This is a genomic window from Pseudohoeflea suaedae, assembly GCF_004354915.1.
GTDB classification, from domain to species: domain Bacteria; phylum Pseudomonadota; class Alphaproteobacteria; order Rhizobiales; family Rhizobiaceae; genus Pseudohoeflea; species Pseudohoeflea suaedae.
The window spans coordinates 1,188,552-1,208,554 of sequence record NZ_SMSI01000001.1; the positions used below are offsets into that span (position 1 = coordinate 1,188,552).

The 20,003-nt window shown below is 61.5% G+C and carries 29 protein-coding genes and 2 tRNA genes; 19 read left to right on the forward strand and 12 right to left on the reverse strand.

Going from position 1 to position 20,003, the window contains the following annotated elements:
- Nucleotides 1-53 precede the first annotated feature (53 nt).
- From E2A64_RS05490 to E2A64_RS05505, 4 genes are all read right to left on the reverse strand, one after another.
- Nucleotides 54-443, reverse strand: coding sequence for a diacylglycerol kinase (locus E2A64_RS05490; RefSeq protein WP_133283390.1), 390 nt, complete (start codon nucleotides 441-443; stop codon nucleotides 54-56).
- Nucleotides 440-2,044 carry a phosphoethanolamine transferase gene (locus E2A64_RS05495; protein WP_487371829.1) on the reverse strand — a complete coding sequence of 535 codons (1,605 nt, stop codon included), beginning with the start codon at nucleotides 2,042-2,044 and terminating at the stop codon, nucleotides 440-442. Before E2A64_RS05495 ends, E2A64_RS05490 begins: the two co-directional genes overlap by 4 nt.
- 377 nt (nucleotides 2,045-2,421) lie before the next feature.
- A complete protein-coding gene (locus E2A64_RS05500) occupies nucleotides 2,422-3,462 on the reverse strand; it encodes a helix-turn-helix domain-containing protein (protein ID WP_158285691.1) in 1,041 nt (346 codons plus the stop codon).
- Between the two features lie 230 nt (nucleotides 3,463-3,692).
- Nucleotides 3,693-4,589, reverse strand: a complete 897-nt coding sequence (locus tag E2A64_RS05505; RefSeq protein WP_133283393.1) for a bile acid:sodium symporter family protein — start codon at nucleotides 4,587-4,589, stop codon at nucleotides 3,693-3,695.
- Here E2A64_RS05505 and E2A64_RS05510 point away from each other — a divergent pair.
- A complete protein-coding gene (locus E2A64_RS05510; RefSeq protein ID WP_133283394.1) occupies nucleotides 4,578-4,820 on the forward strand; it encodes a hypothetical protein in 243 nt (80 codons plus the stop codon). The genes E2A64_RS05505 and E2A64_RS05510 overlap by 12 nt on opposite strands.
- A 49-nt stretch (nucleotides 4,821-4,869) precedes the next feature.
- Here E2A64_RS05510 and E2A64_RS05515 read toward each other — a convergent pair.
- A tRNA-Arg gene (locus E2A64_RS05515) sits at nucleotides 4,870-4,960 on the reverse strand.
- A 123-nt stretch (nucleotides 4,961-5,083) separates the two neighbouring features.
- Here E2A64_RS05515 and E2A64_RS05520 point away from each other — a divergent pair.
- Nucleotides 5,084-6,355, forward strand: a complete 1,272-nt coding sequence (locus E2A64_RS05520) for a tyrosine-type recombinase/integrase (protein ID WP_133283395.1) — start codon at nucleotides 5,084-5,086, stop codon at nucleotides 6,353-6,355.
- Here E2A64_RS05520 and E2A64_RS05525 read toward each other — a convergent pair.
- Nucleotides 6,352-6,759 (reverse strand): Arc family DNA-binding protein, encoded by a 408-nt coding sequence (locus E2A64_RS05525; RefSeq protein WP_133283396.1) that lies wholly within the window; start codon nucleotides 6,757-6,759, stop codon nucleotides 6,352-6,354. The two genes, E2A64_RS05520 and E2A64_RS05525, sit on opposite strands and share 4 nt — an antisense overlap.
- Nucleotides 6,760-6,864: 105 nt before the next feature.
- Here E2A64_RS05525 and E2A64_RS05530 point away from each other — a divergent pair, with 105 nt between their 5' ends.
- The 14 genes from E2A64_RS05530 (at nucleotide 6,865) to E2A64_RS05585 (ending at nucleotide 13,715) form a co-directional block, all read left to right on the forward strand.
- Nucleotides 6,865-7,095 (forward strand): hypothetical protein, encoded by a 231-nt coding sequence (locus E2A64_RS05530; protein ID WP_244598156.1) that lies wholly within the window; start codon nucleotides 6,865-6,867, stop codon nucleotides 7,093-7,095.
- On the forward strand, nucleotides 7,092-7,466 hold the full coding sequence (locus E2A64_RS05535; protein ID WP_133283397.1) for a hypothetical protein: 375 nt from the start codon (nucleotides 7,092-7,094) through the stop codon (nucleotides 7,464-7,466). Before E2A64_RS05530 ends, E2A64_RS05535 begins: the two co-directional genes overlap by 4 nt.
- On the forward strand, nucleotides 7,463-7,705 hold the full coding sequence (locus tag E2A64_RS05540; protein WP_133283398.1) for a hypothetical protein: 243 nt from the start codon (nucleotides 7,463-7,465) through the stop codon (nucleotides 7,703-7,705). The genes E2A64_RS05535 and E2A64_RS05540 overlap by 4 nt, the downstream gene beginning before the upstream one ends.
- On the forward strand, nucleotides 7,702-7,902 hold the full coding sequence (locus tag E2A64_RS05545) for a hypothetical protein (protein WP_133283399.1): 201 nt from the start codon (nucleotides 7,702-7,704) through the stop codon (nucleotides 7,900-7,902). The genes E2A64_RS05540 and E2A64_RS05545 overlap by 4 nt, the downstream gene beginning before the upstream one ends.
- Nucleotides 7,899-8,087, forward strand: coding sequence for a hypothetical protein (locus E2A64_RS05550; protein WP_133283400.1), 189 nt, complete (start codon nucleotides 7,899-7,901; stop codon nucleotides 8,085-8,087). Before E2A64_RS05545 ends, E2A64_RS05550 begins: the two co-directional genes overlap by 4 nt.
- Complete coding sequence (locus E2A64_RS05555; RefSeq protein ID WP_133283401.1) at nucleotides 8,084-8,794, forward strand: helix-turn-helix domain-containing protein; 711 nt, start codon at nucleotides 8,084-8,086, stop codon at nucleotides 8,792-8,794. The genes E2A64_RS05550 and E2A64_RS05555 overlap by 4 nt, the downstream gene beginning before the upstream one ends.
- Nucleotides 8,791-8,964 (forward strand): hypothetical protein, encoded by a 174-nt coding sequence (locus E2A64_RS17795; RefSeq protein WP_158285692.1) that lies wholly within the window; start codon nucleotides 8,791-8,793, stop codon nucleotides 8,962-8,964. Before E2A64_RS05555 ends, E2A64_RS17795 begins: the two co-directional genes overlap by 4 nt.
- Before the next feature lie 314 nt (nucleotides 8,965-9,278).
- Nucleotides 9,279-9,554 carry a hypothetical protein gene (locus E2A64_RS17800; protein WP_158285693.1) on the forward strand — a complete coding sequence of 92 codons (276 nt, stop codon included), beginning with the start codon at nucleotides 9,279-9,281 and terminating at the stop codon, nucleotides 9,552-9,554.
- 14 nt (nucleotides 9,555-9,568) lie between these two features.
- Nucleotides 9,569-10,807, forward strand: a complete 1,239-nt coding sequence (locus tag E2A64_RS05560; RefSeq protein WP_158285694.1) for an HK97 family phage prohead protease — start codon at nucleotides 9,569-9,571, stop codon at nucleotides 10,805-10,807.
- Nucleotides 10,800-11,018 carry a hypothetical protein gene (locus E2A64_RS05565; RefSeq protein WP_133283403.1) on the forward strand — a complete coding sequence of 73 codons (219 nt, stop codon included), beginning with the start codon at nucleotides 10,800-10,802 and terminating at the stop codon, nucleotides 11,016-11,018. Before E2A64_RS05560 ends, E2A64_RS05565 begins: the two co-directional genes overlap by 8 nt.
- On the forward strand, nucleotides 11,008-11,232 hold the full coding sequence (locus E2A64_RS05570) for a hypothetical protein (RefSeq protein WP_133283404.1): 225 nt from the start codon (nucleotides 11,008-11,010) through the stop codon (nucleotides 11,230-11,232). Before E2A64_RS05565 ends, E2A64_RS05570 begins: the two co-directional genes overlap by 11 nt.
- A gap of 37 nt (nucleotides 11,233-11,269) precedes the next feature.
- Nucleotides 11,270-11,500 (forward strand): hypothetical protein, encoded by a 231-nt coding sequence (locus tag E2A64_RS05575; protein WP_133283405.1) that lies wholly within the window; start codon nucleotides 11,270-11,272, stop codon nucleotides 11,498-11,500.
- A complete protein-coding gene (locus E2A64_RS05580) occupies nucleotides 11,497-13,005 on the forward strand; it encodes a phage tail tape measure protein (protein WP_133283406.1) in 1,509 nt (502 codons plus the stop codon). Before E2A64_RS05575 ends, E2A64_RS05580 begins: the two co-directional genes overlap by 4 nt.
- Nucleotides 13,002-13,715 carry a hypothetical protein gene (locus E2A64_RS05585; RefSeq protein WP_133283407.1) on the forward strand — a complete coding sequence of 238 codons (714 nt, stop codon included), beginning with the start codon at nucleotides 13,002-13,004 and terminating at the stop codon, nucleotides 13,713-13,715. Before E2A64_RS05580 ends, E2A64_RS05585 begins: the two co-directional genes overlap by 4 nt.
- Before the next feature lie 552 nt (nucleotides 13,716-14,267).
- Here E2A64_RS05585 and E2A64_RS05590 read toward each other — a convergent pair.
- Together E2A64_RS05590 and E2A64_RS05595 are read right to left on the reverse strand one after the other, a co-directional pair.
- Nucleotides 14,268-14,489 carry a hypothetical protein gene (locus tag E2A64_RS05590; protein WP_133283408.1) on the reverse strand — a complete coding sequence of 74 codons (222 nt, stop codon included), beginning with the start codon at nucleotides 14,487-14,489 and terminating at the stop codon, nucleotides 14,268-14,270.
- Complete coding sequence (locus E2A64_RS05595) at nucleotides 14,486-14,674, reverse strand: helix-turn-helix domain-containing protein (RefSeq protein WP_133283409.1); 189 nt, start codon at nucleotides 14,672-14,674, stop codon at nucleotides 14,486-14,488. Before E2A64_RS05595 ends, E2A64_RS05590 begins: the two co-directional genes overlap by 4 nt.
- Nucleotides 14,675-14,787: 113 nt before the next feature.
- Here E2A64_RS05595 and E2A64_RS05600 point away from each other — a divergent pair, with 113 nt between their 5' ends.
- A complete protein-coding gene (locus tag E2A64_RS05600) occupies nucleotides 14,788-15,204 on the forward strand; it encodes a hypothetical protein (protein ID WP_133283410.1) in 417 nt (138 codons plus the stop codon).
- Between the two features lie 50 nt (nucleotides 15,205-15,254).
- Here the strand turns inward: E2A64_RS05600 and E2A64_RS05605 are convergent.
- From E2A64_RS05605 to E2A64_RS05620, 4 genes are all read right to left on the reverse strand, one after another.
- Nucleotides 15,255-15,331: transfer RNA gene (locus E2A64_RS05605), tRNA-Arg, on the reverse strand.
- Nucleotides 15,332-15,530: 199 nt separating this feature from the next.
- Nucleotides 15,531-17,234 (reverse strand): methyl-accepting chemotaxis protein, encoded by a 1,704-nt coding sequence (locus E2A64_RS18105; protein WP_280177523.1) that lies wholly within the window; start codon nucleotides 17,232-17,234, stop codon nucleotides 15,531-15,533.
- Complete coding sequence (locus E2A64_RS05615) at nucleotides 17,231-17,482, reverse strand: hypothetical protein (protein WP_133283412.1); 252 nt, start codon at nucleotides 17,480-17,482, stop codon at nucleotides 17,231-17,233. Before E2A64_RS05615 ends, E2A64_RS18105 begins: the two co-directional genes overlap by 4 nt.
- Before the next feature lie 575 nt (nucleotides 17,483-18,057).
- Nucleotides 18,058-18,327, reverse strand: a complete 270-nt coding sequence (locus tag E2A64_RS05620; RefSeq protein ID WP_174235744.1) for a YMGG-like glycine zipper-containing protein — start codon at nucleotides 18,325-18,327, stop codon at nucleotides 18,058-18,060.
- A 439-nt stretch (nucleotides 18,328-18,766) separates the two neighbouring features.
- Between E2A64_RS05620 and E2A64_RS05625 the strand changes: the two genes are divergently transcribed.
- On the forward strand, nucleotides 18,767-19,573 hold the full coding sequence (locus tag E2A64_RS05625) for an urease accessory protein UreD (RefSeq protein WP_133284277.1): 807 nt from the start codon (nucleotides 18,767-18,769) through the stop codon (nucleotides 19,571-19,573).
- Nucleotides 19,574-19,627: 54 nt separating this feature from the next.
- Complete coding sequence (locus tag E2A64_RS05630) at nucleotides 19,628-19,930, forward strand: urease subunit gamma (RefSeq protein ID WP_133283414.1); 303 nt, start codon at nucleotides 19,628-19,630, stop codon at nucleotides 19,928-19,930.
- The last annotated feature ends 73 nt before the right edge of the window (nucleotides 19,931-20,003 follow it).

The following is a 20,003-nucleotide window of genomic DNA, read 5'->3' on the forward strand; positions in this document are numbered from 1 at the left end:
TGCGCGGACCAGCATCATGGATAGTGCTTTCCCTGGCGGTGTTGGCCGGCTCGTCACGCCCAGAACTGAACGGCAAGGGCATAGAAGAACAGGATGGAGTTGGCTGCGACCAGGCAGAGCACGGCGAGCGAACCGAGATCCTTGGCGTGTTTCCCGGTCTCCGATATTTCAGGCGAAATCCGGTCGATGATCTCCTCGATCGCGGTGTTGACCGCTTCGATGGCAATCAGCAGGAGAAACAGGATGGCGGCGGACAGGCGCACCGCTGCAGTGACGTCCATGACCGCGTAGACTGCCGCCAGGCCTGCGCCGGCCATGGCCTCGTGCCTGAAAGCGGCCTCCCTTGCCAGGCGCACCAGGCCGCCGGCCGAATAGCAGGTTGCGGCCCACAGATGGGCAAGGCCCGTCTGTTTGGGCGGCGCGGATCCGGCATGAGGCGTCATGAGGAAACGCCGTCGCGGCAGGAGGCGAAGATGTCGAGCGAAGGGTCGTAGACCTTGGTCTCCACCCGCATCAGGCCGAGGACGCTGTGAAAGAGTTCGTCTTGCGATTGATGCGCGTCCGTCTTCGCCGACAGGCAGGACGTGTCGATGCCGGTCGACTGCCTGAGGCCGGGTGAGGTCCATAGCACGAAGGGGACATGCGTCTGCTCGTCCGGCGCGAACATGTAGGGCGCCCCGTGCAGGTAGAGCCCCTTTTCGCCGAGCGACTCCCCGTGATCGGACATGTAGATCATTGCCGTATCGAGCCGGTCGGCATGAGCGCCGAGCTTGTCGATCACCTCGGAGAGGATGTGATCGGTGTAGAGCAGGGCGTTGTCGTAGGCGTTGGTGATGGTTTCCGGCGTGCAGGCGTCGAAGTCCACGGTACGGCAATCGGGCGTGAATGTCCTAAATTCCTCCGGATAGCGGAGATAATAGGCCGGCCCGTGGTTTCCGAGCTGGTGAAGCACCAGAACCGCGTCGCCGTCGACCTTGTCCAGCCAGGCGTCGAGCCCGTCTACCAGGATCTGGTCGAGGCATTCGCCGCCGGAACAGAAGCGCGGGTCGCCGGACCTGAAGAATTCGATCTTCTTGATCCTGTCGGCCACCTGCTTGTCGCCGGTATTGTTGTCCCACCATTCGGTCTTGACGCCGGCATGGGTGAGCACGTCCATCAGGTCCTCCGATGCCAGCGCCTTGGAATGCGAATAGTCCTGGCGGCCATAGACCGAGAACATGCACGGCACCGATACGGCGGTCGCCGTGCCGCAGCTCGATGTGTTCTTGAAGTAGAGAATATCGCGCTTGGACAGTTCGGGATTGGTTTCGCGTCCGTAGCCGCCGAGCTGGAAATTCGCGGCGCGTGCCGTCTCGCCGACGACCACGACGGTCACCCTCGGCTTGCGATCGACGCTTTTCCTGTCGTCGGCGACCTTCGCATCCGTGCCGAGCGGCTGGGCAATGATGGTTTGCTCCTCGCCTTTGCGGATGAAGAGCTTGACGGCACTTCCCATCGGGAAAAGCGGATTGAGCGTATGGAACCAATCACGATGCTGGCGGATGTTGAACATGAAGGTGCCGCTGTGCGAGTACCCGGCGAGTGCGAATACGGCCAGGCAGGGAATGATGATCAGCAGATTGACGCCCACCTTCTTCAGGATCGGGCGGTGCACGATTTCCACCGTCGCGATGAGCAGCGACGGCAGGAGGCCGAAGATCACCATGTGCATGATGAAGGCGCTCGTGATGAGATGGCCGGCTTCCGCCTGGTTGGTCTCCACGACATTGCGGACCATCTCGCTGTCGATGATCACCCCGAAGCGGTCCATGAACCAGGCGCCCGAGACGCTGGCCAGAACGAACAGGATGAGGACGGGCTTGGTGAGATACTTGACCGACAGCGAGACGAACAGGGCGACAAAGATCGCCAATATTCCGACCCCGAGCGCGAGCAGCGCCATGGCGTCGCCATTGAGATAGGCGAACGACTTGTTCCAGAAGGTCGCGTTCAGGAACGAGAGGACGTAAACTGCGGTGAGGATGGACAGCCATTCGCTGCGCATCCGTGGCCTGAAACCAAAAAGCGATTTGAACAAGCCGCTTCCTTCCATGCAACGACGACGGGAGCCGCTGCAATGGCTGCCAAACCTGACAGACACCTGAACGGGGTCAGGTAACCGGCGCGAGGAGACCGGTCTGGTGCTCGTCTGTCGTCGGGAGGCTGTGGATGGAGGCTGTCATGCGTCTCGGGCTTACCCCGGACACGCGTCGTCAACGGCCGGGTGCCTGTGTCGCCGTTACGGTCTCGGAGATTTTGCAGCGGGGGGCTTCAGGGGAATGCCGGCCGTGCACCCGGCACGGTGGGGCGGGGCATAGTGCGGGCATTGGCACGTATCGCACGACGCGAGGGAAGGGCTGCTGCCGTCCCTTTGTCCGTATGTCAGGGCTCGACCAGCCGGTTCAGCCAGTCGACGAATGTGGTTTCTCTCTTGTGCGAGGGAAACTCGCCGCTGCGCGCGGCCGCGCGGGCCTCACCCGGCCCGAAACCGTAGCGCGCGGTGAACTGGCGGTAGAAGGAGCTGATGGTGGTGAAGCCGTATTCATAGGCAACCGTACTGATCTGCTTTCCGTTCTCCGCATTGACCAGGGCCGAATAGCAGGCGGCAAGGCGCCGATTGCGTATGTAAGTCGCCACGCCTCCCTGCCGTTCGAAGAGGTAGAACAATTGCCGGCGCGATACACCGATACTGGCGCAGACCGCATCGGGGGTCAGGCCCGGCATTTTCAGGTTGGCATTGATGAAGCGTCGCGCCCTGTCGAACTGCGCGGCGGCTATCGGCGCCTTGGCCGCCTCGATCTCGGTCGGATTGTTGGTCACGAGCGCGCGCACCAGGCTGCCGAAGGCATCGTTGAGCGCCGCTGCGTCCATCTGGGTCAGTCCGTCCGCCCGGGAAATCGCGGACAGCATGAAATCCCGCAGGATCTGCGCCATCGGGCCCTGCGCAAGCTGGTGCGCGCCCCTTTCGAGGTGCTCGGCAACGTCCCAGAAGTCGTCGCGCGCGAAGAAAAGGCTGCTGTACTGGGTGTTGTCCATCACCCCTGAAAAGGGGTCCGCATAGGAATGCAGAAGCAGGCGCCCGGGGGACACCGCGACCTGGCTGCTATTGCTTTCATAGCCGACCGGTCCCTTCGTCACCACGCTCATGCACCAGTGATCCATACCCAGCCGGCGTTGCGCGGCAGGCGTGTAGTCCAGGTGCATGGGGGCGAGCTGGAAGGACGTCAGTTGCAGCCGACCCAGCTGATGGGACGACGAACTGGCCTTGAAACCATCCGTTCGGGACCCGATCGGCTTTAACTCCGCCATGGAGTTGAACGCCGCCCAGGCATCAAACTGTTCTTCCTTGCGAATGGTGTCAGTAGAGAATTTCAGGCTTGGCACCAACCTGAGTTCGTTTTCCACAGAGCCGCCGACTGTCATGCGTCCTATCCGGAATGCTTCTCGATTCTGCATCATTGCGGCTCGGATTCGATGGTCCGAACCGCTTATACATTAACTTCTGCAGAAATAACTGCAGTGGGTCAACGCCACGAAATACCCCGGAAGTTGGCCGTTGCGGGGCGCTTGCGCCGCCTGGAACGTCCTTTTCCTGGTCTGGCTGGCCAGTGTCCCGGCCAATCGATCTTCCCTAACGTAATGCGGCCCCTGTTTCAACTGCCTTGGAGGCCGGGCTGGTGGACCCTTTCCTCCCGGGTCTTCAACCTGCGGCGCCACAGAACGAAGGGCGTGGTCAGGAACCAGGCGGTAATCGAATAGATCACGGCCGGCAGGGTCGTGTCGGGCAATCCCGTGCTGGCGCCATGGACCAGGAGCCCCGCGGCGATGGCCAGCGACCCGTTCTGCGTGCCCGATTCTATGGCGATGGTGGTGATGTCGCGGGGCTGGAGGCCGAACAGGGGGCCGCTGACGAGCCCGAACAGCAGCAGCGCGGCGTTCATGGCGATCAGTGCCGGCCCCAGCGTCCAGAAGTTGGATGAAAACGCATCCCAGTTGCTGATCAGCGCCGCCACGATCAACAGCATGAAGAGCGCGAAGGCAAACTTCGAAATGAAGGGTGACGCGGTCGCCACAAATCGCGGCGCGAGTTTGGTCACCAGCATGCCCAATGCCACCGGAGCCGCAGTCAGCACGAAAACCTGGGCGCCCAGTGCGGTGACGTTGACGGCCGGCGCATCCTGTCGAACGAAGTAGCTTGCGCTCAGCGCCACGAGGATCGGCAGCGTGATCGTAGCCACGAGCGAAATGACCGCGGTCAGGGAAATGGACAAGGGCACATTGCCCTCCGCATACCGCGAAGCGGAGTTGGACAGCACCCCGCCGGGACACGCCGCGAGTATCATGACGCCGAAAGCCAATTCCGGGGGCAGCGAGAACAGTATGGCCACGCAGAAAGCCACGATCGGGACGATGAGCAATTGATTGAAGGCGCCGACCGCGAAGGCCTTGGGCTGTTTGGCAATCCGCCAGAAATCGGCGGGACGCAAACCAAGGCCGAGCGAAAACATGATGACGGCCAGGGCTACGGGTAAAATGACTTGGACGATCATCGTCGCTCCACGGGTATGCACTTTGCTTGCGGGCGTTTAGCCCAAAGGTATCGCCGCAACAAGCCGGGCTGCAGCGGACTTCAAGAAGCAACGTTTATGAGCTTCTTGTCAATTGTTATATCCGAAAATGCCGATGCGATTGTGGATGAATTGGCTTGGGGAGCTATGGCGTACCGGGGCGAAATGCGTTCGCACGGCTCTCATCGCCTGTTCCAAACGATTGCCGCCTAAAACCCCAAGGAAGACGTCCTCGATATTTCGCTTCGGAATTGACGTGAAATGGCGCACCCGACAGGATTCGAACCTGTGACCTCTGCCTTCGGAGGGCAGATCGATAGTCGTTTCCAGAGTTATCCGCAGATTTCCGATGCTGGATTATCGCATATAGCTCAATGGCTTGATGGCGGATAATAATTTCCTGACGTTTCCCGAGGCTTCCCAACTTTCCTGTTTTGTGGTGACACTTCGGTGACACCAAGTCATGGGAAGCCGATATGCCGAAGATCACGAAGACCTTTCTCGACAAGCAAGAGCCGCGGGACCAACCCTATATCGTGTGGTGTTCGGATCTGGTCGGGTTCGGCGTTCGGGTGTTCCCCTCCGGCCGGAAGGTATTCTATTGCGATTACCGGACCCGTGACACGCTGCAGCGCCGGCGGATGTCGATCGGCGCCTATGGGAAGCTCACGGTCGAGGAAGCCCGCAACCAGGCGCGCATTGTGCTCGGAGATGCGGTGAAGGGTGAAGACCCGGCGAACGAGCGCCGGACACGCCGGAAGTCGCTCACGGTCAACCAGCTTTGCGACGACTATCTCGACGCTGCCGAGAAGGGTTTGATCCTGGGAAAAGGCCGGCGCCCGAAAAAGCCCTCGACGCTCTATATCGATCGCGGCCGGATAGAGAGGCACATTCGCCCGTTGCTTGGCGGGAAGCTGGTGGTCGATCTGTCCCGGGCAGACATCAACAAATTCGTGGCGGACGTCACCACTGGCAAGACGGCCAAGGTGGAGAAGACCGGCCGGCTCCGCGGCAAGTCGGTGGTGCAGGGTGGAGCAGGGACTGCATCCCGAACCACTGGCCTCCTGTCGGGCATCCTTGCCTATGCGGTCAAGAACGGGGTGATCGATGCCAATCCAGTGCATGGTGTCGAGCGGCCGGCGGACGGGACGCGGGAACGTCGTTTGTCCGAAGAGGAATATCGGGCGATCGGCAAGGCGTTGGACGCGGTAGAAACGGAGCCTTGGCAGGCGGTGGCCGCTATCCGGCTTCTGGCATTGACTGGATGCCGGCGAGGGGAGATCGAAAGCCTGAAGTGGTCGGAGGTGGATTTCACCGGCAATGCGCTGCGGTTCGGAGATACCAAAACCGGCGCTTCTACCCGTCCACTCTCTGCCGATGCTGCAAGGGTGCTTTCCGGGCTACAGCGAGCCGCTGACGCGGTTTATGTGTTCCCCGGCACTCGACAGCCCGACAAGCCTTTCGGCGCTCTACAGGCAGCTATGGGGCGAATAATGGCGTCCGCGGAATTAGAGGGCGTCACGGCTCACACGCTCCGGCACTCTTTTGCGTCCGTCGCCGCCGATCTCAACTTCACCGAAAACACCATCGGCGCCCTTCTCGGGCACAAGTCCGGCACGATCACCAGCCGATATGTTCACCGGCTCGATTCGGTCTTGCTCGAGGTCGCCAACGAAGTGAGCGGTAAGATCTGGCGGATGATGACGGCCGAGCCGGGCAAGGTGGTGGAGTTGCCGCGGCGGGCTTAGGTGTCGCTCGTCCGAAGTGAAGAAAGCTGCGTTCTAACCGCGTCGTCCAAGACTGCCTTCGCTCGCTCAGTTTCTCCCTTTTCAAGGGCATCTTGCAACTGTTCAAATGCCATCGCCGGGATCTCAACAGCACCGCTATTCGGCTCTTTCCCCTCTAGGGCGCGAATCTGGTCTCGAAGCCGAAGGAACAGAACGTCGGACGTTTCGACTGTCGCTTCAAGCCGTTTGATAAGAGCGCCAAATCCCTCGCTAGAAAGATCCACGAAGGCGCCCGTCAACGACTGTTGAAGCCTGATAACGACCTCAGCCGTGAATGAGCGACCGCTTTCGGCCGCAGCCATCTCAATTCGCTGTTTCAAACTCGCCGGAAGCCGGACGTTTACCTGGGGGTCTTTTCTCGCCATGCGCGCGATTAAGCACGGTGCTTATTGACAAATCAATAACACTCCAGATAAAAAATCTAAGCACGGTGCTTACGCCGGGCGTTTCGATAAAACGGGAGAAAAGTCTTGACCCATAGACCGCGCATGCGCCGGACCGAAGTTCCGGCTTACATGATGGAGAAACACGGGATCCCTCTTGCCGTCGCGACCTTGAACAAGCTCGCGAGCATCGGCGGCGGTCCCGTCATGCAGTACGCCGGACGCATTCCGCTTTACCGGCCGGAAGACCTCGACACCTGGGCAAATGAGTACCTGTCCAAGCCTGTCCACTCGACGGCCGAAAGGCATGCGTCATGACGGCAGCCCAGAAAAAGAAAAGGCCCGGCGAGCGTTGCAGCGCTGCCGAGCCGGTATCGATCCTACCCCACGAAAGGAAGAATGACATGCGAGTGCATATCACAAATCAGCTCAAGGCGGCAATCTCTCGTCGTACAATGCTCGCCGGAATGGCCGTTGCGGCGGTCCCGGTGACGGCAGCGGCCAAACCTGATCTGTCGATCGACTGCTTCCTGGCGACAGCGACGGACGCAGATAAGGCCCGCTATCACGCCAACGCCCTGGCGGAAGCGATGGGCGCCATGCATCCCGATCACGATTATGTTGCGACCGTGCGGCATGACCTGCACGTCGCCTTCGTCGTCGGCCATCGGCGGGAGGCGCGCTCATGAACCCCTCCATCAAGCGCCAGATGATCGAAGACCAGATCGAACAGCTGATCGCCGCCCTCGATTTCTTCGATGGTGATCCGGATCTTGAAGACAATGGCGACACAGAGCCGACGCTGATCTGTCCGCCTCGCTATATCAATGGCCGGCTTGAGTACGACCTTGAGCTTGACGACGCCGACAACGAGGACGCCGGAGAAGATGACCTACCAGGCTTCATCTGGGGAGGGCAGGGCGCATGACGGTTCAAAAGCTGAAGCCTGCCAATCTAAACGCCTGTGACGAAATCCACTTGGCCAAAAGCATCGTGCTCACGGTCTGGATGGCGCTCAAGTCACCGGACGCCTGCGATACCGATCTCGAGGCGATCGCGGACGTGCTCTATGAGGCTCACGAACGGCTCCTGCTCGCTCAGATCGACATGGGGGTGATCAAGTGACCGGCACCGATCACCAGCACTCAGCCGCGGTGGAAGAGGCCGCACAGTGGCTTTCACAACAGCAGGAGGTGCCGCGTCCAGCGGTGCCTCACCTGCGCAACATGTTCGGGCTGCACGCGGTCGAAGCCGTCGAGGCGATCCGCCTTGCCGATCAGTACCGGGCGAAGGGGAGGGCAACCGGATGACAGAAGAGATCAGCGAAGCCGAACGCCAAAGCTTCACCTCATGGAAGCTGGACGTCCTGGACGCCATGTCGTGCGATCCGAATGTTCGGGATATCGACTATCGGGTCGCGTTCCGGCTGATGCAGCACGTCAACGCTCGCGCCAAAGAGGCTCGGCCCTCGATCGAAAGGCTCGCCGCTCAGATCGGCGTTTCGCGGGATACCGTGAGGCGCAGCCTGACCCGGTTGAGCGAGCCAGATGGCGGCTGTCACTGGCTCCATCGCATCCGCATCGATCGAACCCAGCCGTATTTCTACACGTTCGTCACCGAGCGTGTTGGCGTCATCCTTGATGCGAAGGCGGATCGCGAGGATCGGGCCCGGGAAGCGGCTCGGCAGAGGCGTCAAAACCAGTCCGAGGTTGCACCGCTGCTACCTCGCGAGGTTGCAAATGATACCGGTGTCGAGGTTGCAAATGGTGATGATTTCGAGGTTGCAACGCTGCCACCTAAACACCTACGTGAGAACTACCTGAATAGAACACCTGTAGATTCTTCTCTCTCTGAAAGGGAAGACCTCTCTTGTGGCACTGTCTTCCCGACCGAAGAAACCGAGTTCGCAGTCTGGATATTCCAGCACATCCCCGATCGCGCTCACCATCGCGAGGCGTTGAGGCTGTTGCGGGCTGGGCAGATGACAACCGAAATCTACCGGAGGATGGCAGCATGAGCACCGACCAACCGACGCTGTTCGAGTGGGCTGAGAAGCGGCCCACTGCTGAGATCATCGACCTGACGCCGATCATCGTGCGGACGATGCCCGATTTCGATCCTCAGTATCCCGAGCCCGCGAAGGTGTACCGGCCGGCCTTCGGAGAACAGAAACGGGGCGCCGCCTGATGATGACGACGCCCCGCGGCTACATGGCTGGGAGGACCGGAAACTTGCCTCGAGATTTGTACCATCGCGGACGCCAGTAGGGAAGCCTAGGGGCGGGGAGGTGGCATGCATGAAGGCAGCCGATCTGTCCCCGGTGGTCGCTGGAAAAAGCGCGAAAAGCCACATTGATGTTCTCGATCGCCCAATCTGGCGGGGGGCTTCCGAGGATACGGGCCAAGCGAAATGACACCGGCGGACGGTCTTCACGTGCGCTAAATCGTAAGAATTTCAGTTTTTTGTAACAATCGAGCAGAATTGTTCAATGAGGATGAACGATGGCAAAAGACCCCACGGCAGCTGAGAGAATGCGCCGGCTCCGCGAGCGGCAGCGGTCCGGGAAGATGCCGGTGCTCGTCGATGTCGACGAGGTGCAGGCCGTGGAATTCCTGATCGCGGTCGGATGGCTGCCCGAAGAATTGGCCGACGACAAGCGGGTGTTCGCCCTGGCGCTCAGCTTCTGGCTCAAAGACGCAATGTCACCGGAACAGTACGATTTCGTTACGGCGTCACGCCGCGAGGAACTTCGGAGGGCTATGATCGGGGAGAACTGAAAACAGAGCCGCCGATGACGATCCAGATCCTCAATACCCGATCCGCCAAACTCAACGCAGTTGATGACACCGAACGCGTCATCGAAGGCATCTGCTCTTCGGGTCGCAAGGACAATCAGGGCGAAATTCTCGAACCCGAGGGGGCAACCTGGAAAACCCCGCTGCCGCTCCTGAGTGATCATAGCCATGACTTGCAGATCGGGGAAGTCCAAGAGATCTGGCGCGACGGCGACAAGGTCAGGTTTCGCGCTTCGGTCACTTCGGCGGATTTGTATTCCCGCATCACCTCCCGGCAAAAGGTTGGCGTCTCGGTCGGCTTCGAACCCAAATCCAACGAGGTTGCAGCGGACGGTACAAGGCACATCACGGACTGGCGGATTGCCGAGGTCAGCATCGTAGGCTTTCCATGCAATCCCGACGGACGAGTCGAGACAGCCCGAAGCCGTCGCAGTCAGAAAGCCGCGCCGCGATCGGCACCGACCGCGCCAGCCAAGAAGACGCCTGTGGTCCATTACGATCCAGCGCCCGAGCCGGGAAAGGATTCCGCAAAATCAGGTGTCGACAAACAGAGCGATATTCAGTCCCGCCTCGATGATATCCAGCGAGAGATCGATCGTGCCGAGCGACGGCTCTATTCGGATGGGATTCCCTATCACGAAGCCGATGCCCTCACTGCCGAGGTGAAAGAACTCAAGACGGAGTTCGAAAGCCTCTATCGCCGCAAGTTCGCGATCGAAAGCGGTCGGCCCGATCCTGGAGAAGAACAGCCGAAAGCTGCCCGGTCCAAGGCTACCGGCCGGGACAGAGATTTGTGGGAGATCAAGCGCGGCTTGCCGGAACCCGAATATCCGAAAGGCGCACGCAAAGCCGGCGAGCACGATCGCCTTAAAGCCGCGATCGGCGCCTTCGAAGAATTCCACCTCGCTGAAATGTACATGACCGGCGAGAAGATGGGTTCGCCCGACGATCCCGCAACCCTGGACCTAGTCATGCTTCTCGCCGGCGTGTTGAAAGCGCACCAGAAATGGACCGGCCATCGGATGGAAGAAGCCGAAGAGCGCATCGCGGAGCTTGAAGCCCGATCGCAGCATTTCGCGGGCGTCCACCAGCGGGCGCTTTCCTACCGCAAAGGCGCACTCGTCACGTATGCGGGTGCACTCTGGGCTGCCGTTGTCGATGTGCCCGAAGGCGCTACCCCTGGCTCGTCGGATCACTGGCAGCTTGCCGTGAAGCGGGGTGACCTCAATGGCTGACCTCGAACATCGCAACCGAAAGCCGCTCGTCTCTGACGAGGCAGGAGTCAAGATCTACGGCCAAGCCCGCTGGGATGAACACAAGGCCCGCCGCGCGCGACTGGCCGAAAAGCTCGGTGCCGGGCGGGTGGGTATGCCCTCCATCCATGACGCGGGCCCGCTCGGCGCCGTTCTCAAACTCGGAAGAAGGATCACCACCAATGAACGTTGAAAACGACAACGACAACCGCCGCACCATCGATTCCCGTGCGCTTCGCCCGGACATGAAGGCAGCGATCGCCGCCACCTATCGGAGCGTCGGCGAGTTCGAGAAGGAACACGGCCGGCTTCCCGATCAGGCGGAGTTCGAGCACCTTTTCGCATCCGCGGCACGGGACAATGGTGTGCCCGACAGCGATCTCGAGCCGCATCTTCGGAAACAGTGACAGGGGGGGGCGGATGCGTCTGGGACGGAAAAGCACCATGGGACCGGCGGTCGGAGTGCAGAACAGAATTAGTTTCGCGCCGAAGGACGCGGATGCCGCCGCGAAGGTGTTTGCAAACGCTACGGCCCTGGCGAGGGAATTGGGCATATCCGAGCGCCAGATCGGCCTGACAGCCCTCACAGTGGCGTTGACGATCGCCGAGGCCGAAAGTGACCCGGACGGCTATCTGGCCTCGCTGGTGGCTCTCTCACGAAAGGATAAACCATGACCTCCGCCGTGATAGGAGCCTTGAGGGTCACTTTAGGCGCTGATACCGCCGCATTCTCTCAGGGCTTGTCCAAAGCCGAGATGCGCATGCAGAAATTCGCCAGTGCTGCGAAGGCGGGAGCACTCGCCGCTGTTGGTGCACTGGCGGGCCTTACCGCCGCCCTGGGCGCATCCATCTTCAAAACGGCGAGCTTGGCCGACGAGACACTGAAAGCCGCGCAATCGCTTGGTCTGACGACCGAGGAGCTTTCGAAAATGAAGCACGCCGCCGACATGAGCGGCGCAAGCTTCGAAACGCTGTCCACTGGTCTCCGTAAATTCTCGCAGGGCATCGCCGACGTTGCGGCCGGGGCGAAATCGGGAGCGACGGAGGCATTCCAGAGCCTGGGGATCTCGGTGCGCAATGCTCAAGGCCAGTTGAAGCCGACAGGCGATCTCATGCTCGAAGTCGCCGACAAGCTGTCCCGGCTACAGGATGGTGCGGCCAAAACCGACCTGGCAATGGCGCTGTTCGGCCGATCGGGTGCGGCCCTCATTCCCATGCTCAATTCCGGCGCCGAGGGCATGCGCAACATGTACGCCGAAGCGGAACGGCTGGGCATCGTCATCGACACTCAGACGGCCAAGGCTTCCGAGCGGTTCAACGACAACCTTGCCCGGCTGCAGAAAACCTTCTCCGGTGTCGTGGTGCAGATCGGCGAGGCGCTGATTCCGTACATGGCGGACCTGTCCGACTTGCTGGTCTCCATGCAGACCGATGCGAGCAATCTGAAATCCGCGTTCGAGCCGGTCATCATGACCTTGAAGCATCTCGCCGCCGGCGTCGTGCGGGTGGGGGCAGCGTTCAAAGGCGTGGCGATGGACATCACCGCGGCGACAAAGGCCGCGTTCTATTTCCAGACCGGCAACTATGTGAAAGGCGCGAAAGAGCTCTTCAGTGGGCTTTCCGAAACCCAGCGTTATCTCGATGGCGTCGAGGAGACGATCGCCAAGATCTACTCCTTCGGCACCGGCAGCGGATCGATCCGGCAGGCCACCACGGACCGCGTTCGGCAGGTGTTCGACGGCGCCCGGCTGGGTGACGTGCCGCAGCAAATGGAAGTCTTCTGGGGCGGTCTCCTGGACGAAACCGAGGAAGCCGTGCAGAAGGTCAAAAAGGTTGCCGGAGATGGTGGCCGGAGCGCGGCTGCAGCCTTCAAGGAAGGGGCGAACAGCGCCGTTGACGCATGGGCCGGCCTGCGCACCGTGACCGAACAGACGTTCGAAGGCATGCAGCGTTTCGGCGAGGGTGTTGGGCAGTCTCTCCGGGGCCTGATCGACGGCACAAAGAAGTGGAAGGATGTGCTCGCCGATGTGCTGATGAGTCTCGCTCAAATCGCCCTTTCGAAAGTGAGCTTCGGCGGTGGAGCGGGTGGCAGCTTGCTTTCGGGTATTTTCAGTGGGCTATTCGGCTCAATGCCGCGGTTTGCCAACGGCGGCGCGATGGTCATCGGAGGGACGATATGACAGCCGCAAACATCATCCTCACGCCGTCCTGGGGCGCTCTCCTCTCCGATACAGCCTTCTATGACGGCACGGGCATCATCCGACGCCTGAGTAGAAAAATCGCCGTGCTCGATCGCTGCAATGCCGTCACTGTCATCCGGGGCATCGGCAACGTGCCGGCGCAGGTCGAGAAGGACTTCGGCGAGGTCGAAAAGCTGTCTGACCTTCTCGAAGCTTTGCCCGACTACTGCAGGGAGATCTATCGCAGCGCAAGACCGAGTTCCCGTTTCTTTGGCCTTCATGATGGGGCCGCGAAAGTCGAAATGTCGGTGGTTGCTTGGGATGAATGGCACGGCAAGCCGGTGTTCTTTTGCCTGTCGTCGCATCCGGATGAGGATGGCCCGCTCGAAGGGGCAGGCGCCGAGCCGTACGAGGTCAGGGAGTGCGGAATTTGCAGTTTGTCGCCTCTGCCTTCCGAACAGATGGAAACCGTGCTTGGTAAGCCCCTGGCGAGCCGTGAGGACGTGTTTGCGCTCGATCCGGAAATTGATGGCCTGAAGATCATGGAAGCGCAGCGGCGCACTCTGGTGACCGTGCCCGGTATTCAAGAGCCGATCCCTACCGTGGGCGGCTCCTGCGATTTGGCCATGGTGTCGGCGGCCGGCATATCGGTGAAGACGCTCAAGACCTGGCCCGACGAGATCGGAAGTCATGCCGGAGTGAAGCCCTGATCGAGCGGATCGAAATCCCCGGCGTCGGAACCATGCGACCGCTCACTGACGTAGATCACTGGCGATTGCGGAAGATGCGCGGCCCGAACCGTGCAATCGCCCCTATAGCCTTCGGCCTGGGCATGTCGATCAAGCAATATCGCCGGCTGACACCCGAGCAACAGGCCGATGCCCGCCATGCATACGCCGTGCTGACTTCACCGGGAAATGTGCCGGCGGCGCGATCGCTTGGGTGATTGCGGTTCGATCTCTGGTCGCTATAGTCGCGCCGGGGACGGTGATTCCAACGGTGGGAGTTACCGATGACACGACGACACATGCGCAGGTCCGAACTCAGAGACCGCGAGATCGCTCAATTGCTCTCAGAGGCGCAGAGAGCGCACGATCAGATCACCGAGACGCTGAGACACCTCAAGCCGCAAGATAGCCACTACAGGGGCCTCCTTGCGCTTCACGATGCGATCGGCGTTGCCTTGCTCGAAATAACCGGGGAAGAGGCGCCGTGGGTTCGGATAGGGCCGGGGCGGATGCCGGGGCCGGTATAGATTCCCGTTAGGTTAGTCCCCGCGCTAAACGCCTTTTCCTCCAACCTTCTAGAGTAACCGGTGGTTCGTTGTGGTCCCTGTCGAGGATGGCGGATTGCTGGCTGTGACCATCGGGAATGATCGTGATCGTATCTTCACCGCTCTTCACCACGATCGCGCAGCCGGAAGCCTTGGCGGCTTCGGTCAACCTGCGGGCATCGGCGGCTGTTAGAAGGGCTTTCCTGGTCACTGCTGAATTCCCATCTCGTATTCGTCCAGATGCTCCACGCGCACCCGCCACAGCTTTTGGCCGACGCGGAAGCCTTTCAGTTCGCCATCGTTGAGCATGTTGCGCACGGTCTTTGCGTGACATCCCCAACGTTCGGCGATCATCTCGGGGGTCCAGACGAGGGGTCGGCCTCGCTCATCGAGCATTGAGCTTAATCCCAGTTCTCCAGATGCGGTCCATCGTTTTCGGCATTCCGGATTAGCTCAAGGGACGTTCCTTCCCGCCAGTGTGGTGCGGCGCCGGGAATGATCGTGGCGACGTGGGTGCGGAGATCGACCTGAACAACCGAGTTGTATTTCATGGCCGCCCTGATCAGGCGCTCGATATCGGCCTGTCGGATTCCGTCTCTCGCCAATTTCTCAAATCCTTTGTGCTAGTCGAGGACGTAGAGGTAACCAATAGCATGGGCGCCCTTAACAGCCTCTGCCTTGCTGATGACCCCCCGGTCGCGCATGTCGGAAAGTTCTTTCTGAGCGTCATCGTGCAGGGTCTCAACGTCTTGCCGGCTGATGAGCCCCTTGCTTACCAAGAGCTTCAACAAGTGCTTGGTGGCTATCACGCTGCCTTCGGCCCGACCTTCTTCAATCATTTTCCCACCCTCTCTGTGTGTAGAAGGGAGCATGACCGATCCCGCCAAAATTGCAATCTAGCAACGCTGCTGGTGACAGAGCGGTGACACAGCTTTTGAAGCTGTTGGGCGACTGTGTCGTAAGTTTTTGATTTTATTGGCGCACCCGACAGGATTCGAACCTGTGACCTCTGCCTTCGGAGGGCAGCGCTCTATCCAGCTGAGCTACGGGTGCATCCGGTCGAGAACGGAAGATCGTTTCCCGCCCTCGGCAAATCATGCAAGCGGGTTCTTAGCTCATGTGGCACGGCGCTTCAATGCTTTCCTTGCCCCAGTTTCGATTGCTGCAAAATGCTTCGGGCGGAGACCGGATTCCGATCTCCGCCCGAAGCGTCAGAACAGGCCTGCCCGCAGGGGCGGGCGCGGCCCGGCGATCAGAACTCTTCCCAGTCGTCGGCTTTCAGCGCCGCATTGCCTTGCATGGCATGGATCTTGGCGACGGGGGCCGCGGGCCGCGGCTCTGGCTGCGGTGCCGCCGCTTCCACCGGCCCGGTGCGCGGCGCGGCCGAGGTGGCTCCCGCGCCGAGGCGGAACTGGGCCAGCAGCTGCGAGAGCGAGGCGGCTTCCCCGGCCAGGCCGTGGCTGGCTGCCGTCGACTCCTCGACCATGGCCGCATTTTGCTGCGTGCCCTTGTCGACCTCGTTGATCGCCTGGTTGATGCCCTGCAGCGTGGTCGACTGTTCCTTCACCGCGCCGACGATCGCCAGCACGTTGACATTGACGTCCTGAACCTCGGCGACGATCGTCTCGAGCGCCCGCCCGATCTCCCCGACGAGGCCGGAGCCGGTGCTCACCTGCCGCGCGGAGGTCTCGATCAGCGTCTTGATCTCCTTGGCGGCGTCCGCCGAGCGCTGCGCCAGTTCGCGCACTTCCTGCGCGACGACGGCGAAGCCCTTTCCGGCCTCACCGGCACGCGCAGCCTCGACGCCGGCATTGAGCGCCAGAAGGTTGGTCTGGAAGGCGATCTCGTCGATCATGCCGATGATGTTGCCGATCTGCTTCGACGAGCCCTCGATCGCCTGCATGGCCTCGACGGCGCGTTTTGCCACTTCGCCGGAGCTTTCGGCGGAGCTCTTGGTCCGCGTGACGGAAGCGCCGGCCTCGTCGGCACGGATTGCCGATTCCTTGACCGACGCGGTCAGTTCGTCGACGGCGGCAGCCGTCTGTTCCACCGATGCCGCCTGCTGCTCGGTGCGGCGGGCCAGATCGTCGGCGGCCGAGCGGATCTCGTCGGACGCGCCCCTGATGGCAGAGGCATTCTCGCTGACCGAGAACATGGCGCCGCGGAGCTTGTCGACCGAGGTGTTGAAATCCACGCGCAGCTGCTCGAATTCCTGGCTGAACGCGTCGGTGATGCTCACCGTCAGATCGCCGCGCGACATGCCCTCGAGGCTCTTGGCGAGACGCTGGACGACATCACGGACGGCGGCGGCTTCTTTTTCCTTGGCCAGTTCGCGCGAGCGGCGCTCGCTGTCTGCCGTGTGGCGGGCCTCGTCGGCGGCGGCGTGGCTGCGCTCGGCGTCCTCGCGTGCCTGGTTCGATTCCGACAGTGCCGTCTCGGTTTCGACGAAGGAACGGCTCATGATCCGCGTCATCTGGAACAGGACGCCCGCCTCCATCACCAGGATGACCGCATGCAGCAGCACGCGGCTGAAGTCGGATTCGCCAGGAAAGACCGCGTGCGGCAGCACGACGTAGAGAACGAGGTGGTGAACCGCGGTCGTCGCGGTGAAGGAGAGCATCGGGCGCCAGTCGACCCAGAATGCCGTCACCGCGAGCGCGGCGAAGAAATACATGTGAATGTCGATCTGCAGCGTCGATTCGGTGAAGGCATAGACCAGCAGTGCCACAAGGCCGGCCTGCGCCACGCCCGAGGCAATGCGGGTCTGCGTGCCCGTCCGGTCCATGTACCACAGCAGCGTGGTGGTGCCGGCAAGCGCCAGCGCGCCGGCGATGAGCACCAGGGTGTTTGCATCCGTGCCCCAGATGGCCCGCGCGATCACGAGAACCACATTCAGCCAGATAAGGGCGAGTGAGAGATCAGAGGCCATCTTACGGATGGCAGACAATCCAGTCATGTTGCTGTTCCGATACATGCCGAGGCGAGCTTTCCGTCAAGGACGAGCAGCGCGCCGGATTTGATTAGGTTTGTTGCAAAATCCGCCGAGCTTCCTTCGGCAATGGCGATCCAGTTCGTCGCCCCTCCGTTGACGATCCGACCGTCCGCTTTCGCGATGATCGAGGCCAGATGGCCCGCATCCGCCCAGGGCGCGCCGATGACGACGAGGCGCGGGCCCGTGGGCACGATCGCAACCGCGGCAATCACCAGGAATGCTGCGGCCAGATTGCTCGCCAGGAGCCAGTTCGCCAGCGCCCTGCGCCGCCCGGGCAGAATGGATGTGTCGACGGAAGGAATGATGTCTGGTTCCCACGCATGTGATTATCGAAGCACGACATCATGTCGTAGGGTGGCCGTCATGGTTGGCTCTACCAATCGCAGTTTTCGCCTAAGGCGTGGTTAAGAATACTGGAAGATTTTGGGGGGTATCCAATCGCAACGGATCGTTAGGGATCGCGGATCCGCCGGCCGTTCGCGCCACCTCGAGAGGGCGCTCGGTTGAGCAAACCACAGTCGGGGCCACAGTCGGGGCCTCAGTCCGGGGCCCGTCCCGTCCCCTCCGGAAACATCCGTTCAAGGTGCCGGCGAGCCTGAGTATCGACTTCTCGTCGAAGGCGAAGGTGTATGGAGACGAAGGTGGTCAAGGCGCCTTGGATGTCGGCGGAAGCCAGGCCCCGCCCACATGGGAGGGCTGCCGGCTTGGAAGGGGAGGCCATCCCAAAAGAAAACGGCCGGTGCGATCACGCACCAGCCGTCTTGTCCAACCGTTCAGAACGGTCTGATCAGGGGCAATCAGCCGTGTAGACATTGCCGTAGCGGTCACGGTAGCGGCACTGGCCGGGAGTGGTGGCCGCGCCGAGCAGGGCACCTGCGGCACCGCCGATGAGTGCGCCGGTGGCAACACCCGCGCCGCCCGAACCGGTTGCCGCGGCAACGAGAGCGCCAGTGCCGGCGCCGACTGCAGCGCCTCCAGCGGCGCGCTTTTCGGTCGTGGTGCAACCAGCAACTGCGATCAGGGCAACTGCACAGATAGCCGAAGTGACAATACGCATTATGAAATCCCTCCTTGGATTAACGGCGTTAATCAGTTTGCGCGAAATGCGACTTTTTTCTGGTCGGCTTCACGAGTTTGGCCTTCCATATGGATGATGACGAGGGCGGACGCCATTAGGGCCAGGCTCATCGTCAACGCTACCAGGGCTATCAGCATTTTCGTGTTCCTTTCCGGGCGGCATGCCCGCTTTCGTCTTTGATAAGAACGTATATGCAAGAAAATGGTTGCATCCGCTGTGCGCAATTGCACATGGCGGTCTCGCGACGGTGCGGAAGCAGGGAAATGTTTCAGTGGAGCGGGTGAAGCGAAAACGCTCTTGCGCCGCGGCACGGCATTTCCCATGATCGCCGAAACAGGACGGGGACCGGAACATGAACCTGCGCGCTATCATTGCGGCGAGCGACGAGGTGGAAGCCAGCCGGCTTGAGGTTCCCCCGATGCAGCGCGCCCGCGGCGAGGGGCGCATTCTGGTCAAGCGGGCAGGCGGACGCACCCGCATCGATCGGCTCTTCCAGGACGGTGCGGCCAAGATCCGTGTTCCCCGCCCGGTCACGCCGGGGCTTGAAGCAGTCCTCATCAACACGGCCGGCGGACTGACCGGCGGCGATCGCATGACATGGGCATGCGAGGCCGCGCCCGGCACGCAACTCACCCTGACCACCCAGGCTTGCGAGAAGACCTACAAGGCCGCGGATGCGACCTGCGCCGAAGTCGGCGTGTCGTTGACTGCCGGCGCCGGCGCGAGCCTGTGCTGGCTGCCTCAGGAAACGATCCTTTTCGATCAGGCGCGACTGGTGCGCGAACTCGATATCGAACTGGCCGCCGATGCGCGCGCCCTGATCGTCGAACCGGTCATATTCGGTCGCAAGGCCATGGGCGAAGCGGTGCGGAGCGGGGTCTTCCGCGACCGCTGGCGTGTCCGCGTCCAGGGCCGGCTCGTCCACGCCGAGGATTTTTCGATCGGTCCCGGGATTGAAGACGGGCTGGCGCATGCTGCCGCTGCCGGTCATGCGCGCGCCTTCGCCACCCTGCTTCTCGTCGGACCCGATGCCGAAGACCGGCTGGCGCCGGCCCGGCGCGTCATCAACGACAATGGCGGCGTTTCGGCCTGGACCGTCGGCCAGACTGGCAAGCTTCTTGCGAGGGTCGTGGCAGAGGACGGTTATTCATTGCGCAAGACCCTCACACCGCTGATAGGGCTGCTCAATCCCGGAGCAGGATTGCCTAAAATATGGTCAATCTAAGGTACTGACCCCAGGCCGCGTCGCGGCAAGACGACAAAGAGACGAGAGACAAGAATGAACCTGACCCCAAGGGAAAAAGACAAGCTGATGGTGGCCATGGCGGCTGTGGTGGCACGGCGTCGGCTCGAGCGCGGCGTCAAGCTCAATCATCCCGAGGCCGTTGCACTGGTGACGGATTTCGTCGTCGAGGGCGCGCGCGACGGCCGCCCGGTCTCCGAGCTGATGGAGGCCGGTGCCCATGTCATTACCCGCGACCAGGTGATGGAAGGTGTCGCCGAGATGATCCATGACATCCAGGTCGAGGCTACCTTTCCCGACGGAACCAAGCTGGTCACCGTCCACGAACCCATCCGTTGAGGAAAAGGCGATGCCGGACCGCGGGCCCGATCGGCCTCCGACATGCCCGCCGGCCACGCCACACGCATTCATT